Genomic DNA, 16,746 nt, shown 5'->3' with positions numbered 1-16,746 from the left:
GCGGGCATCGTGAAAAGTCTATGTCAAAGAAAGGGTTATGTTCTCATAATTGACGATTAAATCGCACCTTCCTTAACGCTCAAAGGTGCGCTGAGACCGGTTACAGTCGTTGTAAACCATCAGCTTTTGCACCGGAATTCCGTTTTCTGGTTATCAAATTACGTTTCTTGTTTTCTGTGATCGCGGTTGTGCTATGAGAGGGTTTTTAGGTAAACATATGAATAGATTAAGATTTAACTGAAACGCATGGAAATACGGACAGCAGAGCAATAAAAAAGTGTGATGGGGGATGTGGTTAATGGTTGAAAGTGGCTATAATGCGCCCCGCCTCCATGTAGCAATCGAGGCGCGGAAGATCGTCGTCTCCGGTGAGGCGGCTGGACTTCAAATCCAGATGGGGTCGCCAGCGATCCCGGGCAGGTTCGACTCCTGTGATCTTCCGCCATTACAGTTCTATCCAACTCTCCCATATTCAACTTAGCCCCCTATTTTACTTGGCTCATATCTAATTACCTTCTCCGGGAGTCAACTGGATTCTACCCTTATCAATAAACATTTGGGGGTGCTAAATGGGGTATAAAATCGTATGCTCTTTTCGGCACCCCCAAATCTGTTTTGCCACTCTTTCAACCTAGTACTGCCGTGCCTTCTCGCATGCCACTACTAGTATTTTCAATGGAGATGGATATGCCCCTCACGGACATAAAAGTAAAGACATCCAAGCCGAGGGATAAAGCCTACAAGCTGGCTGACGGCGGTGGCATGTATCTGCTTATCAATACCAATGGTTCAAAATACTGGCGCTTAAAGTACCGCTATGCTGGTAAAGAAAAGATGCTCTCAATGGGTGTCTATCCGGATATCTCACTGGCTGATGCACGTCAGAAAAGAGATGCGGCCCGCAAGATACTGGCTGCTGGTAGTGACCCAGGCGAAGTTAAAAAAGCTGAGAAGCTGGCGCAGAAACTCTCGTTTAACAACACTTTTGATGCCATTGCCCGTGAATGGCACAAGCAGAAAGCCGATCGCTGGTCACCACGCTATCGTGATGAAATTATCGATACATTCGAGAAAGATATCTTCCCCTACATCGGTCAGCGCCCCATTGCTGAAATCAAACCGATGGAGCTTTTGGAAGCGCTTCGCCGTATGGAAAAACGTGGAGCACTGGAGAAAATGCGTAAAGTTCGCCAACGCTGTGGCGAAGTCTTCCGCTATGCCATCGTTACCGGGCGTGCAGAGTACAATCCGGCACCGGATCTTGCTACTGCACTAGCTACCCCCAAGAAAACTCACTTTCCGTTTCTTACGGCGGAAGAACTCCCCCACTTTCTGAAAGATTTGGCGGGTTATACCGGCAGCATAATCACTAAAACGGCGACAAAGATCATCATGCTAACTGGAGTGCGTACTCAGGAACTGCGCTTTGCGCGTTGGGAAGATATCGATGTTGAAAAGCGCCTTTGGGAAATCCCTGCTGAAGTGATGAAGATGAAGAGACCCCATATCGTCCCGTTGTCGGAGCAGGTTGTGGCGCTGTTTCAGTCACTGAAGCCGATTACCGGCATGTATCCGTTAGTATTTATTGGCAGGAATGACCGGACAAAACCAATCTCGAAGGAGAGTGTAAATCAGGTGATTGAGCTGCTGGGTTACAAGGGGAGGCTGACGGGGCACGGTTTTCGCCACACCATGAGTACGATCCTGCATGAGGAAGGTTTCAACTCAGCATGGATTGAGACTCAACTGGCCCATGTGGATAAGAATGCCATTCGTGGCACCTATAACCATGCACAGTATCTGGAAGGTAGACGGGAGATGATGCAGTGGTATGGGGATTACATTGATGGATTGACGGCCAATGGATCAGCTACAACCGGTAAATTTTCTTTTAAAACAGAGCATTATAAAACTTAAATAATGTATTCGTTTCGATATTTAAACAGTCCTTAAAGGATTATTCGCATAACTTATAACCAAATTTATCGTCAATGATTCGATGCTAGACCTCTGAGGTGTTATCTATAGAATCTGTACTGCACTTATTTTGGTTGTTGACGGCTGTTTTTTTTTGCCCCATCATAAACAAATCGACCGCGCTTTTATTGCAGTACTAGCTCTATAGATAATGGTGTGGTTGTGCGACAGGTTCCAGCCTGTCGCGATGATATAAATCCCAACGTCGAAATCAGGAGATAACATCTATGCCAGTATATCAAATCAACTACGATCTGCGTAAGCAGAAAGACTATTCCTCACTTATTGAACGCATCAAGTCCTACGGAACTTGGTGCCACCCACTCGAATCTGTCTGGATTATCGTTACCAATCAGTCAGCTGCGCAGGTACGTGATCATCTCAAAGCAGTTATGGATAGTGATGATGGCCTGTTAGTCACTCGTTTGCAGTGGGAATGGGCTGGATCTGGGTTATCCAAAGAAATCTATGATTGGCTCAAAAGCCAATCAGTTACAACCGCTTTCTAAAAAGTGTGCCAGGGACGGCGCTATAACGAGAGGACTATATGCCTACACTCCTAAAGAAATTAGGTGAGATTGCAGATATACGTTCAGGCTACACCTTAAGGGAAGCAATAACGCCTGTGCCTGGAGGGGATATCCGCATCTTGCAGATTAAAGACATTGAGCAGGATTGGCAGTGGGACCCTGATGTTTTACCTGCGATTGGCTGGGAACAACATGCTCTACCGCCGTTGTTGGAAAAGGGGCAGATTGTGGTTGCCGCTCGAGGGAATCGCAACACCGCTGCCGTTTACCGTGGAGATATCCCTGTCATTGCAACCAACCAATTTCTGGTTGTAACGCTTAAGAAGAAAGAGGGTGAATTTGTTCCAGAGTATTTGGGGTGGGTTCTCAACCAACCAATGATTCAACTGGAGTTTCAGCGTAGTGGTTCAAACATCCAGTTGATTACTAAAGCAGCATTAATGCAAGTCCTGGTACCTGTACCCGCGATAGAAACGCAGCATCAGATAAGCCAGCTTCAACGCATATGGCATCACGAAGACGATCTCATAAACAAACTACAAGACAACCGTCGCCAGCTTGAAGTTGGTATTTTGCAAAAATTATTTAGGGATTAAGATGTTATGAGCAACATGATCGAACAAGAACGTATCAACCGCGTGCTGTGGGGAGTATGTGACACCTTCCGTGGCACCATCAGCCCTGATACTTATAAAGACTTCATTCTTACCATGCTGTTTTTGAAGTACATCTCAGATGTCTGGCAGGATCACTATGATGATTACCAAGCTCAGTATGGCGATGAGCCAGAACTGATTGAAGAGATGATGAAGAGTGAACGCTTTGTTCTGCCCAAAGATGCCAGTTTTTATGCTCTATTTAAGCAGCGCAGTGAGGCCGGTAACGGTGAACGTATCGATGTAGCTCTGCACGCGATTGAAGAAGCTAACGGCACTAAGCTGAAAGATGGCAGTAAAAGCGTATTCCAGGAAATATCTTTTAATACCAATAAGCTTGGCGACGAAAAACAAAAGAATCTGATCTTAAAGCAGCTGCTTGAAGATTTTACTCATCCAGAGCTGAACTTGAAACCAAGCCGTGTTGGTGGCCTGGATGTGATTGGTAATGCTTACGAATATTTGATTGGCAAGTTTGCTGCGAACAGCGGCCAGAAAGCGGGTGAGTACTACACGCCGCCTGAAGTGTCCGATCTGCTGGCAGCATTACTTGACCCCCAGCCCGGCGAGTCTATCTGTGACCCGACCTGTGGTTCTGCTTCGCTATTGATGAAGTGTGGTAAGTGGGTAGCTGAGCACCACAATAGTAAAAATTATGAGCTTTACGGTCAGGAAGCGATTGGCTCAACCTGGTCGCTGGCTAAAATGAACATGTTTCTACACGGCGAGGATAACCATAAAATCGAGTGGGGTGACACCATTCGCAACCCTAAGTTGCTGGATAAAAATGCCAACTTAATGCTTTTTGATGTGGTCACCGCCAACCCACCTTTCTCATTAGAGAAGTGGGGTCTAGATGATATCTCTGACGATCATTTCGGTCGGTTCCGCCGTGGTCTGCCGCCTAAAACTAAGGGTGACTATGCATTTATCCTACATATGATCGAAACCATGAAGCCAAAGAGCGGGCGTATGGGTGTGGTAGTTCCCCATGGCGTGTTGTTCCGTGGTTCCAGCGAAGGAAAAATTCGGCAGAAGTTGATAGACGAGAATCTTCTCGATGCGGTGATTGGCTTGCCAGAAAAGTTATTCTTCGGTACAGGTATACCTGCTGCAATCCTGATCTTTAAAAAGAGTAAAGTGGACGATAACGTGTTGTTTATCGATGCCAGTCGTGATTTTAAGTCGGGGAAAAATCAAAACCAGCTAAGTCCGGAAAATATAGACCAAATCGTTAAAACCTACCGTGAAGGTGATAACGTCGAAAAATATGCTTATCTTGCCAGTCTGCAGGAGATCCGCGATAACGACTACAACCTGAATATCCCTCGCTACGTCGATACTTTTGAAGAAGAAGAGGAAATAGATCTTATTGCTGTGCGTGCAGAACGTGAACAATTAAAAACACAACTATTTCAGCTTGAAGTGGAAATGGAAAAGTATTTGAAGGAGTTGGGATATGGTGCCTAAGGGTTGGGTTCTAGGATGTGTTGGGGACTTACTCATTGGTTTGGAATCTGGTGTAAGCGTTAACGGCGAAGATCGTCATGCTCAACCTGGTGAAAAGTCAGTGCTCAAGGTGAGCGCTGTGTCTTATGGTTGCTTTGACTCAAAAGCATCTAAAGTTATTGATAAAAATGAAATATCCCGAGCTAAAACGAAACCTCGTGCGGGTCAAATTATAGTTAGCAGAAGTAACACGGAATCATTTGTTGGTGCTAGTGCATATGTCGATAAAGATTACCAAGATATTTTCTTACCAGACAAACTATGGCAAACCGTTCCAAAACCTGACACTAACATGAAATGGTTAAGCTATGTTTTAGCATCTGAGCATGTTAGATATACTCTTTCAAAATTGGCCACTGGAACTAGTGGCTCAATGAAAAACATCACAAAAGGGGAACTTTTAACCCTAAAGATACTAATACCACCACTGCCAGAACAAAAAAAAATCGCCCAAACTCTTTCGATTTGGGAGACTGCTATCGCTACTACGCAACAACTGCTTGTAAATAGTAAGCAGCAGAAAAAAGCACTGATGCAGCAATTGCTCACAGGAGAAAAGCGCCTGGCGGGATTCAATCAGGTATGGAATAAGGTTAAAGTTAGTAAAATGGGAAGCATCTCTTCCGGAGGTACGCCAGATACAACCAAGAGAGAATATTGGGACGGAGGTATTAGCTGGTTAACGCCTACTGATGTTACTTCTCTGAAAAGTCGGTATGTGTTTAGTACAAATAAGACAATATCAGAAAAAGGTTTGAAAAATAGTTCAGCAAAGATGCTTCCAAGGGGAACGTTACTTATTTGTACAAGAGCAACCATTGGTGCCATGGCTATTTCTACAACAGAAATAGCTACCAATCAGGGATTTAAGAATTTAGTACCGAATGCTGAGTTTTCTGTTGAATTTCTTTATTACCTTTTCACTTTCAATGTTAAAGAGTTAGTAAGGAAGTCATCTGGCTCGACATTTTTAGAGTTGTCAAAATCCGATTTTGAAAAATTGACATTTTTATGTCCTTGCCTAGATGAACAACATAAAATTGCTTCTGTCCTGATTGCGGCTGACGACGCAATCGCAGTGCAACAACAAAAAATCCACTCCCTAAAACAAGAAAAAAAAGCCCTGATGCAGCAACTTCTTACCGGTAAACGCCGAGTTAAGACGGAGGCCGCATGACTGATAAACACTTACCTCAACCGCCAGCAGGTGAATTCCTGCTGTTCCAAAGCGAGGATGGCCGTGCACGCGTTGAGTGTCGCTTTCAGTCAGACACGCTTTGGCTCACTCAGGCATCCATGGCTGAGCTATACGATAAAGATGTTCGTACCATCAACGAACACCTGATCAACATCTTCTCTGAAGGTGAACTTGGTCAAAATTCAACTATCCGGAAATTCCGGATAGTTCGCCAAGAAGGAAAACGTCAGGTTTCCAGAGAGATAGAGCACTACAGCCTCGAGGCCATACTGGCCGTTGGCTATCGCGTCCGCTCAGTACGCGGGACTCAGTTCCGCCAGTGGGCCACGCAAACCCTGCAGGAATACCTCATTAAAGGGTTTGTGATGGATGACGAGCGATTGAAGAATCCGCCCGTTGGCTCTTCTGTAGTGCCCGATTACTTTGACGAGATGCTGGAACGCATCCGCGATATTCGTGCCAGCGAGCGGCGCGTCTATCTGCGTGTGCGGGAGATTTTCGCGCTGGCTGCTGATTATCAGCCGTCTCTGAAAGAAACCACCCTCTTCTTTCAAACCATCCAGAACAAGCTGCATTTTGCCTGTACCGGGCATACAGCCGCTGAGCTAATCCACCAGCGGGCAGATGCCAGCAAGCCCCATATGGGGCTCACCAGCTATAAAGGTAATGATGTGCGAAAAGGTGATGTCACCGTCGCTAAAAACTACCTGCTCCAGAAAGAGGTCAATGAGCTGAACCGAGTGGTGAATATGTGGCTGGACTATGCCGAAGATCAGGCACTGCGCCGCCAGCAGGTCTTCTTGCAGGACTGGCAGGAGAAGCTGGATCAGTTCCTGCAGTTCAACGATCGCAATGTGCTTCAGGGTGCGGGCACTGTCAGTAAGAAAATGGCAGATGAAAAAGCTCAGGGTGAATATGCACGATTTGCAGAGCAGCGGCGTTTGTTAAAAGAGACCGAGGGTGAAAAGGATATTACCGAGCTACTGCACTGGAAAGCCGATAAAGATAAGGGAACATCATGAGCATGCAAATCGCGCCAAAATTCCAGGAAGAGTACAGCGCCAAGCTTCCGGCGCTGGCTCTCCTGAGCAATTTAGGCTGGACCCATATTTCACCTCAGCAAGCCTTGTCTGCGCGTGCGGGCAAGGTAGATCAGGTGGTCTTGAACCAGATTTTGCGTGAACAGTTAGCCAAGAGGACGTTTATCTTTGCCGGTAAAGAGCATGCCATTTCTGACAAAGCGATTGATAGCCTGATTGCCGAAGTTAACAGTCCGGCATTAAACCAGGGATTGATTACTGCCAATGAGCACTTGTACAACCATCTGTTGTACGGTATCTCCGTGACGGAATTTATCGATGGCAAACGGGCGAATCCGACTATCTCGCTGATCGACTGGAACAACCCGCACAATAACAGCTTTGTTTTCACCGAAGAGTTTAGTGTGACACGCGTTAACGGCATAGAGGCGCGCAGGCCCGATATTGTCTGCTTTGTGAATGGTATTCCGTTGGTAGTCATCGAGGCTAAGCGCCCGGATGGCAATGCTAAAAAAGGGCCGACTATTGACGAGGGGATCTCACAAAGCCTGCGAAACCAGCGTCATGATGAAATTCCGCGACTGTTTGCCTACAGCCAGATCTTACTGTCGATAAACGGTCATGATGGGCGTTACGGGACTTGCGGAACACCAGCCAAGTTTTGGGCGACATGGCGGGAAGAAGATATCTCCGATCTGGAAATGCTTGCCATTAAAAACCGCAAGCTTACCGCGCAGCAGATAGACACAATCTTCAGTCACCGTCCGGTTGCATGCCTGGAATGGTATCAGAACCTGATTGCAGGGGGCGAGCTGGCTTTAACGAGCCAGGACCAGCTACTTATTAGCCTGCTTTTACCTGAACGCCTACTCGATATGGTCCGCTTTTTCACGCTGTTTGATAAGAAAGCAGGTAAAGTCATTGCCCGATATCAGCAGGTTTTCAGTATCAAACGACTGCTACAGCGTATCGAAACGAAGAACCCCGATGGAAGCCGCAACGGTGGGGTCATCTGGCATACCACCGGTTCGGGTAAATCACTGACTATGGTTTTCCTGAGCAAAGTGCTGATTCTGAGTGAAACTCTCAAGCAGTGCCGCATCGTCGTGGTGACCGATCGCGTTGATTTAGAAAACCAGCTCAGCCGCACCTTTATCTCAACCGGGGAACTGGCCGGTAAAAGGGATAAATCTGATGCCATCGCCACCTCTGGCAGACGTTTAGCCGAACAGATTGGCAAGGGTACTGAGCGCATTCTCTTCTCGTTGATTCAGAAATTTAACACGGCCACCCGCTTGCCCGAGTGCGTGAATATCAGCCCCGATATCATTGTGCTGATTGATGAAGGCCACCGCAGCCATGGCGGCGAGAGTCACCAACGCATGAAGCTGGCTTTACCCAACGCGGCCTTTGTTGCTTTCACCGGTACACCGTTGCTGAAAGATGATAAGACCACCAATAAATTTGGCCCCATTGTTCATGCTTACACCATGCAGCGTGCGGTGGAGGACAAGACCGTCACTCCGCTCCTCTACGAGGAGCGGCGGCCCGAGCTGAACGTGAATGAACGAGCAATAGATAGCTGGTTTGACCGTATCACCGAGGGGTTAACGGAAAAACAAAAAGCCGATTTGAAGCGTAAGTCAGCTAACAAAGGGCAGGTCTATAATGCTGACGATCGTATTCACCTTATTGCCCTAGATATCGCCAACCATTTTGTCAAAAATATCGACGATGGTTTGAAGGGGCAACTCGCCTGTGACAGCAAAGCAGCTGCAATCAAATACAAAAAGTATCTTGATGAAGCCGGGCTGTTTGAGTCTGCGGTGGTGATCAGTTCGCCTGACACGCGGGAAGGGAATACCGATGTGGATGAATCCAGCATCCCTGAGGTGACCAAATGGTGGAAAGATAATGTTGGCTCTCAGGATGAACAGGTTTACACACGCCATGTCATTGATCGTTTTGATAAAGATGATTCGCTGAAGCTACTGATTGTGGTCGATAAGTTACTTACCGGCTTTGATGAACCCAAAAATGCCGTGCTTTACATCGATAAACCTCTTAAAGGGCATAACCTGATTCAGGCCATAGCTCGTGTTAACCGCCTCCACCCTAAGAAAAAATTTGGTCTGTTAATTGATTATCGGGGCATCCTTAAAGATCTGGATACCACCATTGAGGATTATAAGAAGCTGGCATCCCGCACGCAGGGTGGTTTTGATATTGACGATCTGGTCGGGTTATACGGTCAGATGAGTACGGAGTACAAGCGGCTTCCCCAGCTGTATAAAAATCTGTGGGCAATTTTCGCCGGTGTAAAAAACAAAAACGATATTGAACAACTGCGTCAGATATTGGTGCCGCGCACGGAAGAAAAGTACGGCGAAATGGTTGATGTGCATCTCAAAGTCCGTGAAGACTTTTATGAAGCACTCACACATTTTGCCAGCTGCCTGAAAGTGGCGTTACAGTCGGCTACCTTCTTTGAGGATAAGAGCTTCAGCGAAGAAGATCGCCAGCACTATAAAGAGACGCTGAGGCAATTTACCAGCTTGCGCCAGCTGGTGAAACAGGATGCCGGTGAGACGGTAGATTACGATCAGTACACCGAGCAGGTGAAAAAGCTTCTGGATAAACACGTTGTTGGCGTAGAAGTCCGTGAGCCCGATGGGGTGTATGAAGTTAGCAAAATGGGGCAGCGACCAGAAGAGTGGAGCGAGGATAAAACCCGTAACGAAACGGATATTATTAAAACCCGCGTAACCCGCATGATTGAGCAGGAGTTACGTGATGATCCTTATGCCCAAGAAGCCTTCTCGAAGTTACTACGTCAGGCTATTGAAGAAGCAGAAAAACTGTTTGATCACCCTCTTAAGCAGTACATGCTATTTCGTGAATTTGAGGAGCAGGTACAGGAACGGCGGCTTAACGACATACCCGACGTATTTGCCGGTCATCACCATGCACAGGCTTACTTTGGCGTATACAAAAAAGTACTGCCGGAGGTTTTTGCCGTTACTGATCCTCAGGTCATCGATAAATGGGTGAAGCTTGCTTTTGAAGTAGACCAGGCTGTTGATATCTCAGTGGCTGAGAACTCGATCAATCCGCAAAATATTGAGGCAGACATCCGCAAGAAGCTTCTACCGATGATGTTTAAAGAGTGTAAGGCAATCGGTGGCGGAATGGATCAGGCGAAAAAGATTGTGGAAATGATTGTCCAGATAACCCGTGTAGGGCTGAGCGGGGTTTGAGCATGGGCGAAAGATCAATGAGCTTCATCTACGGTGATGAACGCATTACCTTTGAGCGTAAACCCCGACCGTTGGTGAATGGGCGCATTCTGATAAAAGTTCATCCTGACTGCCGGGTTGTAGTATCCGCGCCGCAGGATACCGATGACCAACAGGTTCTGAACGCTGTTGAAAAGCGTGGGCGCTGGATCTATCAGCAACTGAGGGATTTCCGCAAGCAACTGGAATATGTCACACCACGACAGTATATCAGCGGTGAAAGCCACTATTACCTGGGCAAACAGTACATGCTTAAGGTGATAGTGGCTCCCTCTGACGTTCAGGGCGTTAAAATGTTGCGCGGTAAGCTGGAAGTCACAGTGCGTCATAGGAGCACTGAAAAGGTTCTTCAGCTGCTGACTGACTGGTACAAAACCCGCGCCAAGGAAGTCTTCGCCAGACGGCTTAGCGCCATGCTGGAGCAAGCGCTATGGGTAAGCGATTCACCACCATTGCGTATTCTTACCATGCAGACTCAGTGGGGAAGTTGTTCCCCCAATGGAAAGGTGACCCTGAACCCCAATCTGGTGAAGGCCCCGCGTGAGTGTATCGATTACGTTATCTTGCATGAGCTCTGTCATCTGGCCGAGCATAACCACAGCGAGCGCTTCTACCGGCTCATGGGGCAGGTAATGCCGGACTGGGAGAAGACCAAAAAGCGTTTGGATGGGATGGTCGGGATGATAATGACAAGCTAAACATAATGACGTGCGATGCTTCTATCCTGAAGCATCCATCGCCTGAGGGAGGAGGATATGGAAAAAATCATCTGTGCTCTGTGTAATACCCCGGTCGAACTGACGGTACTGTCCAGTCATTTGCTCACCAATCATGGCTGGAAGATGGCACCTCATCTTGCTAAGCACGTAGCCGAGGCACCGCTTATTGCCCGTCAAACCTGCAAATGTCCAATATGTGACGTCTCTCTCAAGGACGCGAAAAGATTAGAAAAGCATATAAATAAAGCCCATTCAAAAAGACGAAGCTCTTCTCCCCTCAATAGTCGTCCTTCAAAGAAAAATAGTATAACGACGATTTCCTATCAATGGGCGATAGCTCAACAGCTAGATAAAAAATACTCCGCTGTTGTAGAGAAATTTGTTGCTGAAAAAAAATTGTCTGACATTGAAAAAGAAATCGTGACCATCGTGAATGGCTATGATGCAGCGGATACTTCCAGACAGAGTTTAATGTCAGGGCGACTCATTCTGCTTGCCCATGCCAAGAAAAGACTTGCTGCAAAAAGCAAATCTAGCAAAAACAAGAAAGTAACGGCAAAGGGTAAAAAAACCAGAAATGCCAGTTCACGAGACATTATGGACCAATACATTGGCGGGCGTAGGATTGTTGTATCCGGCGGTTTACCTTCCTTAGGAAAAAGGTGATGAGGTTAATTCGCTGATAAATATAATTATTACTTTTAAATTTAACTTCAACTACTAGCATCCAGCCAGAAAATCAGACATGCAGGAAGGTACATGAGCGCGAGCAACGAACTGATCCTCAGGCCAATAAGCGACCTGATGAAACAGCATTTTTTCATCCCCTCTTATCAACGGGGCTACCGCTGGACACAAAGGCAGGTTACAGACCTGCTAGATGATATCGCTGAATTCCAGAAAAACAGCGAATCAAGTTCACGTAAAGCTTTCTACTGCCTCCAACCCGTTGTGGTTAAAAAATGCGGTGAGGAATGGGAGCTAGTCGATGGCCAGCAGCGCCTGACAACCATCTGCATTATCCTTCTTTATCTGAAGGACATTGCCGCTATGCTTGGACATTCCCAATACTCTCTGCGCTACGAAACCCGCCCTGAGAGTGCAGGTTTCCTTAGCAATATCAATAGCGATCATGCAGATGATAATATTGATTTTTATCACATGAACCAGGCTCGGGAAGCAATAGACGCATGGTTCAGTTTACGACAGCCTGTCTATAAGTTCAGCTTTTTGCAAACTCTGCTGAATGATGATGAGGCTGGTAAAAATGTAAAAGTGATCTGGTATCAGCTAAGCGAGCAGGCAAACGTGACTGAGGTCTTTTCCCGGCTTAATCGTGGAAAAATCCCGCTAACCAACGCAGAGCTGGTTAAAGCACTGCTGCTTAATGCCGGGAACTTCAGCCATGCAACAGATCTCAACGTTCGCTTTCACCAACTCAGGATTGCGCAGGAGTGGGATGAAACAGAACGCCGTCTTCAGCAAGAGGACTTCTGGTATTTCATCAGTAATCATCCCCGTGAGAGCAACCGCATAGAGTTTATACTCGGACTGGTTGCAGATTCACTGAGGTCTGGTGTTTCCCGCCAGGACCCACACTACATATTCCTGTCGTTCGCTCATTACTTGGAAGAAACGCATCAGGATCCGGAGCGCATAGAGAAAGTGTGGCTGCGGATCAAACAGCGCTTTATGTTACTCGATGAGTGGTACCAGGGCCGCATGACCTATCATCTTGTCGGTTACCTCATTAGTAACAGTGAGAGCGTCATTCCTCAGCTTATCAGCGAATCTGAAAGCTGCGAGACTAAATCGAAATTCATTGCCGGACTGAAGCAAAGAATACTACGTATTGCCCTGCCAGGACTCGCGGGCCCGTTGAGCCAGGGACGGGGCGAGCGCAGCAGCCAGATTGACGCCACACTCTCTGCTCTGACGTATCCTGAGCGTTCGCTGCGTCCTGTGCTTCTGCTTTTTAATATTGCCATTTTGCTGGCTAACAAAAATTCATCTACCCGATTCCCATTCCGACATTACAAGCTCGACGCCTGGGATATTGAGCACATTACTTCAGTCAGCTCACAGATGCCGGAAAATATCAGCGGACAGAAGGCCTGGACAGAAGTGATGCGTGAGCATTTTCGTCCTTACAATTTATCGGAAGAAGGAACCGATAAGGTAAGTTCGGCACAGCAGGTACTGTTTGAGCGTGCAAAAGCTTTGCTTCTTGAAGAACCCTTTGACAGTGAAAAATTTGAAGTCTATTTCAGCGACATTCTGCATGAGTATAATCAGATGCCTCTACTGGACAGGGATGACAGCATTGGAAACCTTACGCTTCTGGATCAGTCAACTAACAGAAGCTATCGCAACGCCATCTTTCCGGTGAAGCGGAATCGCATTATTGAAGCGGACAAAGCGTCAACTTTTGTCCCTCCCGGTACAAGAAACGTATTTCTTAAATACTACAGCAGTAACGTCCACGAAATGACTTTCTGGAGTAGCCAGGATCAGGATAGCTACCGGCGCGCAATTACAGACGCCCTGACCGTATTTTTTGATGGAGCAATGTATGCAGCAAGGTAAAGTCATCACATTCGCCAGTTTATTCAGCGAAGTCAGCAACGTTGAGATCCCCATCATACAGCGTGACTATGCTCAGGGGCGCGAGGACGCATGGGAGATTCGCGATCAGTTTCTCCTATCGCTCAATCAGGCGTTAACAGCTCCTGTTGGCACACTACCGCTTGATCTCGATTTTATTTATGGAAACCTCAGCACTGAGGAGCGTCCCACCCTTTCGGTCCTTGATGGCCAGCAGCGCCTTACAACTCTCTTCTTGCTTCACTGGTATCTAGCGAACAAAGAGGGTAAATATGCTGATTTCATGGAGCGATTCACTCATTTGGGCAAATCCCGTTTCACATATCAGACCCGCACCGCCGCAACGGAGTTTTTCCATGCGCTGGTGCGAACCGACAACAGTGGTCTACAGTTTGCAGAGAATGCCCCTGACCTTAGAGATCAGATAACGGACAGCCGCTGGTTTTATCACTCCTGGCTTCAGGACCCTACGGTTTCAGCCTGCTTGACGATGCTGAGTGCGATTCAATCATGCTTCGATGACGCGCCGAGTGAGCTTTATTTCAAACTGTGCAGTTCTGACTCGCAGCCTGTGGTATTCCAATATTTAAACCTGTCCTCATTTGGACTTTCTGACGATCTCTATATCAAAATGAATTCGCGGGGAAAAGCGCTTACCGATTTCGAAAACTTCAAAGCCTGGCTCTCAGGCAGAATGAGCCAGCAGCCTGGCGCCGTGACATTTGGAGAGAAAATCGATCAGGCCTGGACTGATATGTTCTGGAATCTGAGCAAAAAAAGGGCAGAAAGCTTTGATACCCTTTTTCTGCGCTTTTTTAAGCGGATGGCATTTCTTCTTGAATGCAGTCAGTCATCTGAACCTGCATATCTGCTGGCAAACCTAAATGCGACCTGGTTCAGCGCCCTGAGAAGCACCCTGAGAAGCACCCGTGAAGGTTTTAGTTCCTCAGAATTCGAAGCGAAGGATACCTTCAACCCCAGTAACATCGAAATCATCTCATCCGCACTAGATTTCCTTTGCTCCCAGCATGCAACCCGTGAACACCGCAGCTTGCTGATGGAGTTTCTAACGGGCTCTGACTTACTTGGAGCATGTCGTTTTTATGCACTCTGCGTATTTATTACTTATAAGAAATCGTCCAGCCACGCCTACTTCGCTGAGCAGCACGCTCAATGGAGTCGTGTCACCGATAACTTCCTGTACACCATGCGTATTGACAGTAATCAGGTTGCAGTGGGGGTTATTCGTTCTCTGGATGAACTGGCCCCATATGCTGGTAACATTTACAGCTATATGAGTACAGTTGACGTTCGACTGGGTTTTAACGAGCAGTGGGATGAGGAAGCCCTTAAAGCAAAGCTGATTATTTTGGATAGTGAATGGGAGCCAGCCTTAATTCGGGCAGAATCTCACCCTCATCTTAAAGGTCGCGTAAGGGGGCTGCTCAAGGGGGCCAAAACTGCTGATAATAGCGGTTACGATCTTACCCGATTTATATCTCTGACAGAGAAAACCTATTGGGTGCTTAACGAACAGGTTCTGCATAACTACGAGCACTTACTTGAACGTGCGCTGCTGTCACTGGGAGACTATCTGATATGGCAGAAAGGACAACGGTACACCTTTTGCCTTCCGTTACATCAGTCTTGGCGTGAGCGTAATGAGAACTGGCTGAGGGTGACAGAGAAAAGTGTGTTTATTGAGCTTCTGGATAAGCTGAATAAAAAAGAAGATATGTCAAATACACTCCGGGAAATTATTCAGGAATCAAACCCGGGCGGCTGGCGCGAACTGGTCGTGAAAGACCCTGAGACCATTCGCTACTGTTCGGAAAAGATTATCGACAAATTAGATAACCAGGTGTATCTGCTAAGTAAGACAAACCTTCGCGGCTATTTCCGGGAGCTGCACAGTTGGGTGCTCTCGAAAAGATTGTTGGCCCTTCTTCGCAGAGAGGATGGAAACGCGCCTTTCACTGCCGTGACTTATCACTCAGTCTATGGTGATGAATGGCCATGTATAGAGCTTACGGTAAGTGAAGAGGAAACGTTCTTTATCGCGCATGAGAACGGAGTCTGGTTTGACTGTCACAATGTTGATGAAGAAGGTGAACCGCTCCCACTTCCGCCCTTCTTTAAACCACTGGTAGATACATTGATGCATGAAGCGGAGACAGTTTCCAGAAACTGACACGGTGCAACTGACTGTGACAAGACTTAGGGGACGGCAAAATCCAGTAGATCATTTTAATGCCACAAATATTTCCTTGGATTATCTTATAACCTGTCGCACTACTGAATGCATATTCCTTGAGGCCCATTAATCGCTTGCTCCATACTAATGCAAGCATCTCTTAGAAATTATTAATAATTCATTGTGATTTTCCGCATTACCACCACCGGTTCACGGGGCGGTAGTGCGGTTTTCACATCAAACTGATGGTGTTTCCGACGTGAAGGCGTTGACTACCATCAAGCGCGATAACAGATTTGGCGTAAATCGTCATAGTATTGGTCCTTTGCTGGATGACGCGTAGGGCTAAATCGTCCCGCGGAGGGCAATAGTGCCGGTCATACGACAGGTGGCGTTAAATCAGGTGGGAGATGTGATTGCGTTAGTATGTTACGGACGGGACTGTGCGATGCGTTGCTGTAGCCAGCCTTCCACTTCGCTTTCAAGCCAGCGAGAGCTTCTGCCCAGCTTAATGGGCTTTGGAAACCTGCCGTCTTTGATGATTTTGTAGAAATATTTGTCAGTTAAGCCGGTCAGCTGTGTGATAAACGCCATATCGACAAACTTGTCGTTAAGAAGGTTGACTGGTGTGGTCATCGTTTTTTCTCCGTTGGTGGTAAGGGAGAAGAAGTCAGTGAGTGGAATGGTGCAGACTTCTTCAAACAATGACGGACCGGCTTAATTTTTGAAACGATACTTACCGCCCTCTTCTGATGCGGGGTCTTCCCCCTCGCCCTCGGGGCTTGATATCACTGAGCCAGTATACAGAGGCTTCACAGGCTTCTTTCTGCTCCTGCTTAGCCAGATAGCTCACGATATACGCCAGGTTACGATAGCCTTTACGGTCTGAGTAATGCGTAAGCGATCAGTGAGTGCCGTATTGACGGCTATTTATTGGTGAGATCCACGTTCCATGGCAGCAGTTCGGCCACTTTGTTGCTGGGCCACTCCGGCAGTACGCTCAGGATATGGCGAAGGTAAGCC

General features: G+C 47.1%; 13 protein-coding genes and 1 tRNA gene. 12 read left to right on the top strand and 2 right to left on the bottom strand.

What is annotated here, in order from left to right; translation table 11 throughout:
- Window positions 1-350: 350 nt before the first annotated feature.
- From ACSZPU_RS15400 to ACSZPU_RS15345, 12 genes are all read left to right on the top strand, one after another.
- Window positions 351-445: transfer RNA gene (locus tag ACSZPU_RS15400), tRNA-Sec, on the top strand.
- A 242-nt stretch (window positions 446-687) separates the two neighbouring features.
- Window positions 688-1,917: a tyrosine-type recombinase/integrase gene (locus tag ACSZPU_RS15395; RefSeq protein ID WP_499000396.1), complete on the top strand. Its 1,230-nt coding sequence runs from the start codon at window positions 688-690 to the stop codon at window positions 1,915-1,917.
- A 287-nt stretch (window positions 1,918-2,204) separates the two neighbouring features.
- The gene (locus tag ACSZPU_RS15390; RefSeq protein ID WP_499000394.1) at window positions 2,205-2,486 is read left to right on the top strand and encodes a hypothetical protein; all 282 of its coding nucleotides are present in this window, start codon (window positions 2,205-2,207) and stop codon (window positions 2,484-2,486) included.
- Window positions 2,487-2,524: 38 nt separating this feature from the next.
- Window positions 2,525-3,103: a restriction endonuclease subunit S gene (locus ACSZPU_RS15385; RefSeq protein WP_499000392.1), complete on the top strand. Its 579-nt coding sequence runs from the start codon at window positions 2,525-2,527 to the stop codon at window positions 3,101-3,103.
- 6 nt (window positions 3,104-3,109) lie between these two features.
- Window positions 3,110-4,633 (top strand): type I restriction-modification system subunit M, encoded by a 1,524-nt coding sequence (locus ACSZPU_RS15380; RefSeq protein WP_499000390.1) that lies wholly within the window; start codon window positions 3,110-3,112, stop codon window positions 4,631-4,633.
- A complete protein-coding gene (locus tag ACSZPU_RS15375) occupies window positions 4,623-5,849 on the top strand; it encodes a restriction endonuclease subunit S (RefSeq protein WP_499000388.1) in 1,227 nt (408 codons plus the stop codon). The genes ACSZPU_RS15380 and ACSZPU_RS15375 overlap by 11 nt, the downstream gene beginning before the upstream one ends.
- A complete protein-coding gene (locus tag ACSZPU_RS15370; protein WP_499000386.1) occupies window positions 5,846-6,892 on the top strand; it encodes a virulence RhuM family protein in 1,047 nt (348 codons plus the stop codon). Before ACSZPU_RS15375 ends, ACSZPU_RS15370 begins: the two co-directional genes overlap by 4 nt.
- Complete coding sequence (locus tag ACSZPU_RS15365; protein ID WP_499000383.1) at window positions 6,889-10,167, top strand: type I restriction endonuclease subunit R; 3,279 nt, start codon at window positions 6,889-6,891, stop codon at window positions 10,165-10,167. The genes ACSZPU_RS15370 and ACSZPU_RS15365 overlap by 4 nt, the downstream gene beginning before the upstream one ends.
- A 2-nt stretch (window positions 10,168-10,169) precedes the next feature.
- Window positions 10,170-10,904, top strand: a complete 735-nt coding sequence (locus ACSZPU_RS15360) for a M48 family metallopeptidase (RefSeq protein WP_499000380.1) — start codon at window positions 10,170-10,172, stop codon at window positions 10,902-10,904.
- Between the two features lie 57 nt (window positions 10,905-10,961).
- Complete coding sequence (locus ACSZPU_RS15355; protein ID WP_499000377.1) at window positions 10,962-11,591, top strand: hypothetical protein; 630 nt, start codon at window positions 10,962-10,964, stop codon at window positions 11,589-11,591.
- A gap of 93 nt (window positions 11,592-11,684) precedes the next feature.
- Window positions 11,685-13,511, top strand: coding sequence for a DUF262 domain-containing protein (locus ACSZPU_RS15350; RefSeq protein ID WP_499000375.1), 1,827 nt, complete (start codon window positions 11,685-11,687; stop codon window positions 13,509-13,511).
- Window positions 13,498-15,720 (top strand): DUF262 domain-containing protein, encoded by a 2,223-nt coding sequence (locus ACSZPU_RS15345; protein ID WP_499000373.1) that lies wholly within the window; start codon window positions 13,498-13,500, stop codon window positions 15,718-15,720. The genes ACSZPU_RS15350 and ACSZPU_RS15345 overlap by 14 nt, the downstream gene beginning before the upstream one ends.
- Window positions 15,721-16,152: 432 nt before the next feature.
- On the opposite strand, the gene ACSZPU_RS15340 is transcribed toward ACSZPU_RS15345, so the two are convergent.
- Together ACSZPU_RS15340 and ACSZPU_RS15335 are read right to left on the bottom strand one after the other, a co-directional pair.
- The gene (locus tag ACSZPU_RS15340) at window positions 16,153-16,359 is read right to left on the bottom strand and encodes a helix-turn-helix transcriptional regulator (protein ID WP_499000371.1); all 207 of its coding nucleotides are present in this window, start codon (window positions 16,357-16,359) and stop codon (window positions 16,153-16,155) included.
- A gap of 290 nt (window positions 16,360-16,649) precedes the next feature.
- Window positions 16,650-16,746 (bottom strand): transposase domain-containing protein (locus ACSZPU_RS15335; protein ID WP_499000399.1); only part of this gene is annotated, 97 nt, incomplete at its 5' end.

It is taken from the genome of Phytobacter sp. V69 (assembly GCF_965644215.1).
GTDB lineage: Bacteria > Pseudomonadota > Gammaproteobacteria > Enterobacterales > Enterobacteriaceae > Phytobacter.
Note: the sequence above shows the minus strand (reverse complement) of the source record. Positions and strands in the feature narration are given on the sequence as shown.

What these genes read in the sequence shown, in the direction of transcription:
- ACSZPU_RS15395 (WP_499000396.1), top strand. Translation starts at nt 688, where the DNA reads ATGCCCCTCACGGACATAAAAGTAAAGACATCCAAGCCGAGGGATAAA.
- ACSZPU_RS15390 (WP_499000394.1), top strand. Translation starts at nt 2,205, where the DNA reads ATGCCAGTATATCAAATCAACTACGATCTGCGTAAGCAGAAAGACTAT.
- ACSZPU_RS15385 (WP_499000392.1), top strand. Translation starts at nt 2,525, where the DNA reads ATGCCTACACTCCTAAAGAAATTAGGTGAGATTGCAGATATACGTTCA.
- ACSZPU_RS15380 (WP_499000390.1), top strand. Translation starts at nt 3,110, where the DNA reads ATGAGCAACATGATCGAACAAGAACGTATCAACCGCGTGCTGTGGGGA.
- ACSZPU_RS15375 (WP_499000388.1), top strand. Translation starts at nt 4,623, where the DNA reads ATGGTGCCTAAGGGTTGGGTTCTAGGATGTGTTGGGGACTTACTCATT.
- ACSZPU_RS15370 (WP_499000386.1), top strand. Translation starts at nt 5,846, where the DNA reads ATGACTGATAAACACTTACCTCAACCGCCAGCAGGTGAATTCCTGCTG.
- ACSZPU_RS15365 (WP_499000383.1), top strand. Translation starts at nt 6,889, where the DNA reads ATGAGCATGCAAATCGCGCCAAAATTCCAGGAAGAGTACAGCGCCAAG.
- ACSZPU_RS15360 (WP_499000380.1), top strand. Translation starts at nt 10,170, where the DNA reads ATGGGCGAAAGATCAATGAGCTTCATCTACGGTGATGAACGCATTACC.
- ACSZPU_RS15355 (WP_499000377.1), top strand. Translation starts at nt 10,962, where the DNA reads ATGGAAAAAATCATCTGTGCTCTGTGTAATACCCCGGTCGAACTGACG.
- ACSZPU_RS15350 (WP_499000375.1), top strand. Translation starts at nt 11,685, where the DNA reads ATGAGCGCGAGCAACGAACTGATCCTCAGGCCAATAAGCGACCTGATG.
- ACSZPU_RS15345 (WP_499000373.1), top strand. Translation starts at nt 13,498, where the DNA reads ATGCAGCAAGGTAAAGTCATCACATTCGCCAGTTTATTCAGCGAAGTC.
- ACSZPU_RS15340 (WP_499000371.1), bottom strand. Translation starts at nt 16,359, where the DNA reads ATGACCACACCAGTCAACCTTCTTAACGACAAGTTTGTCGATATGGCG.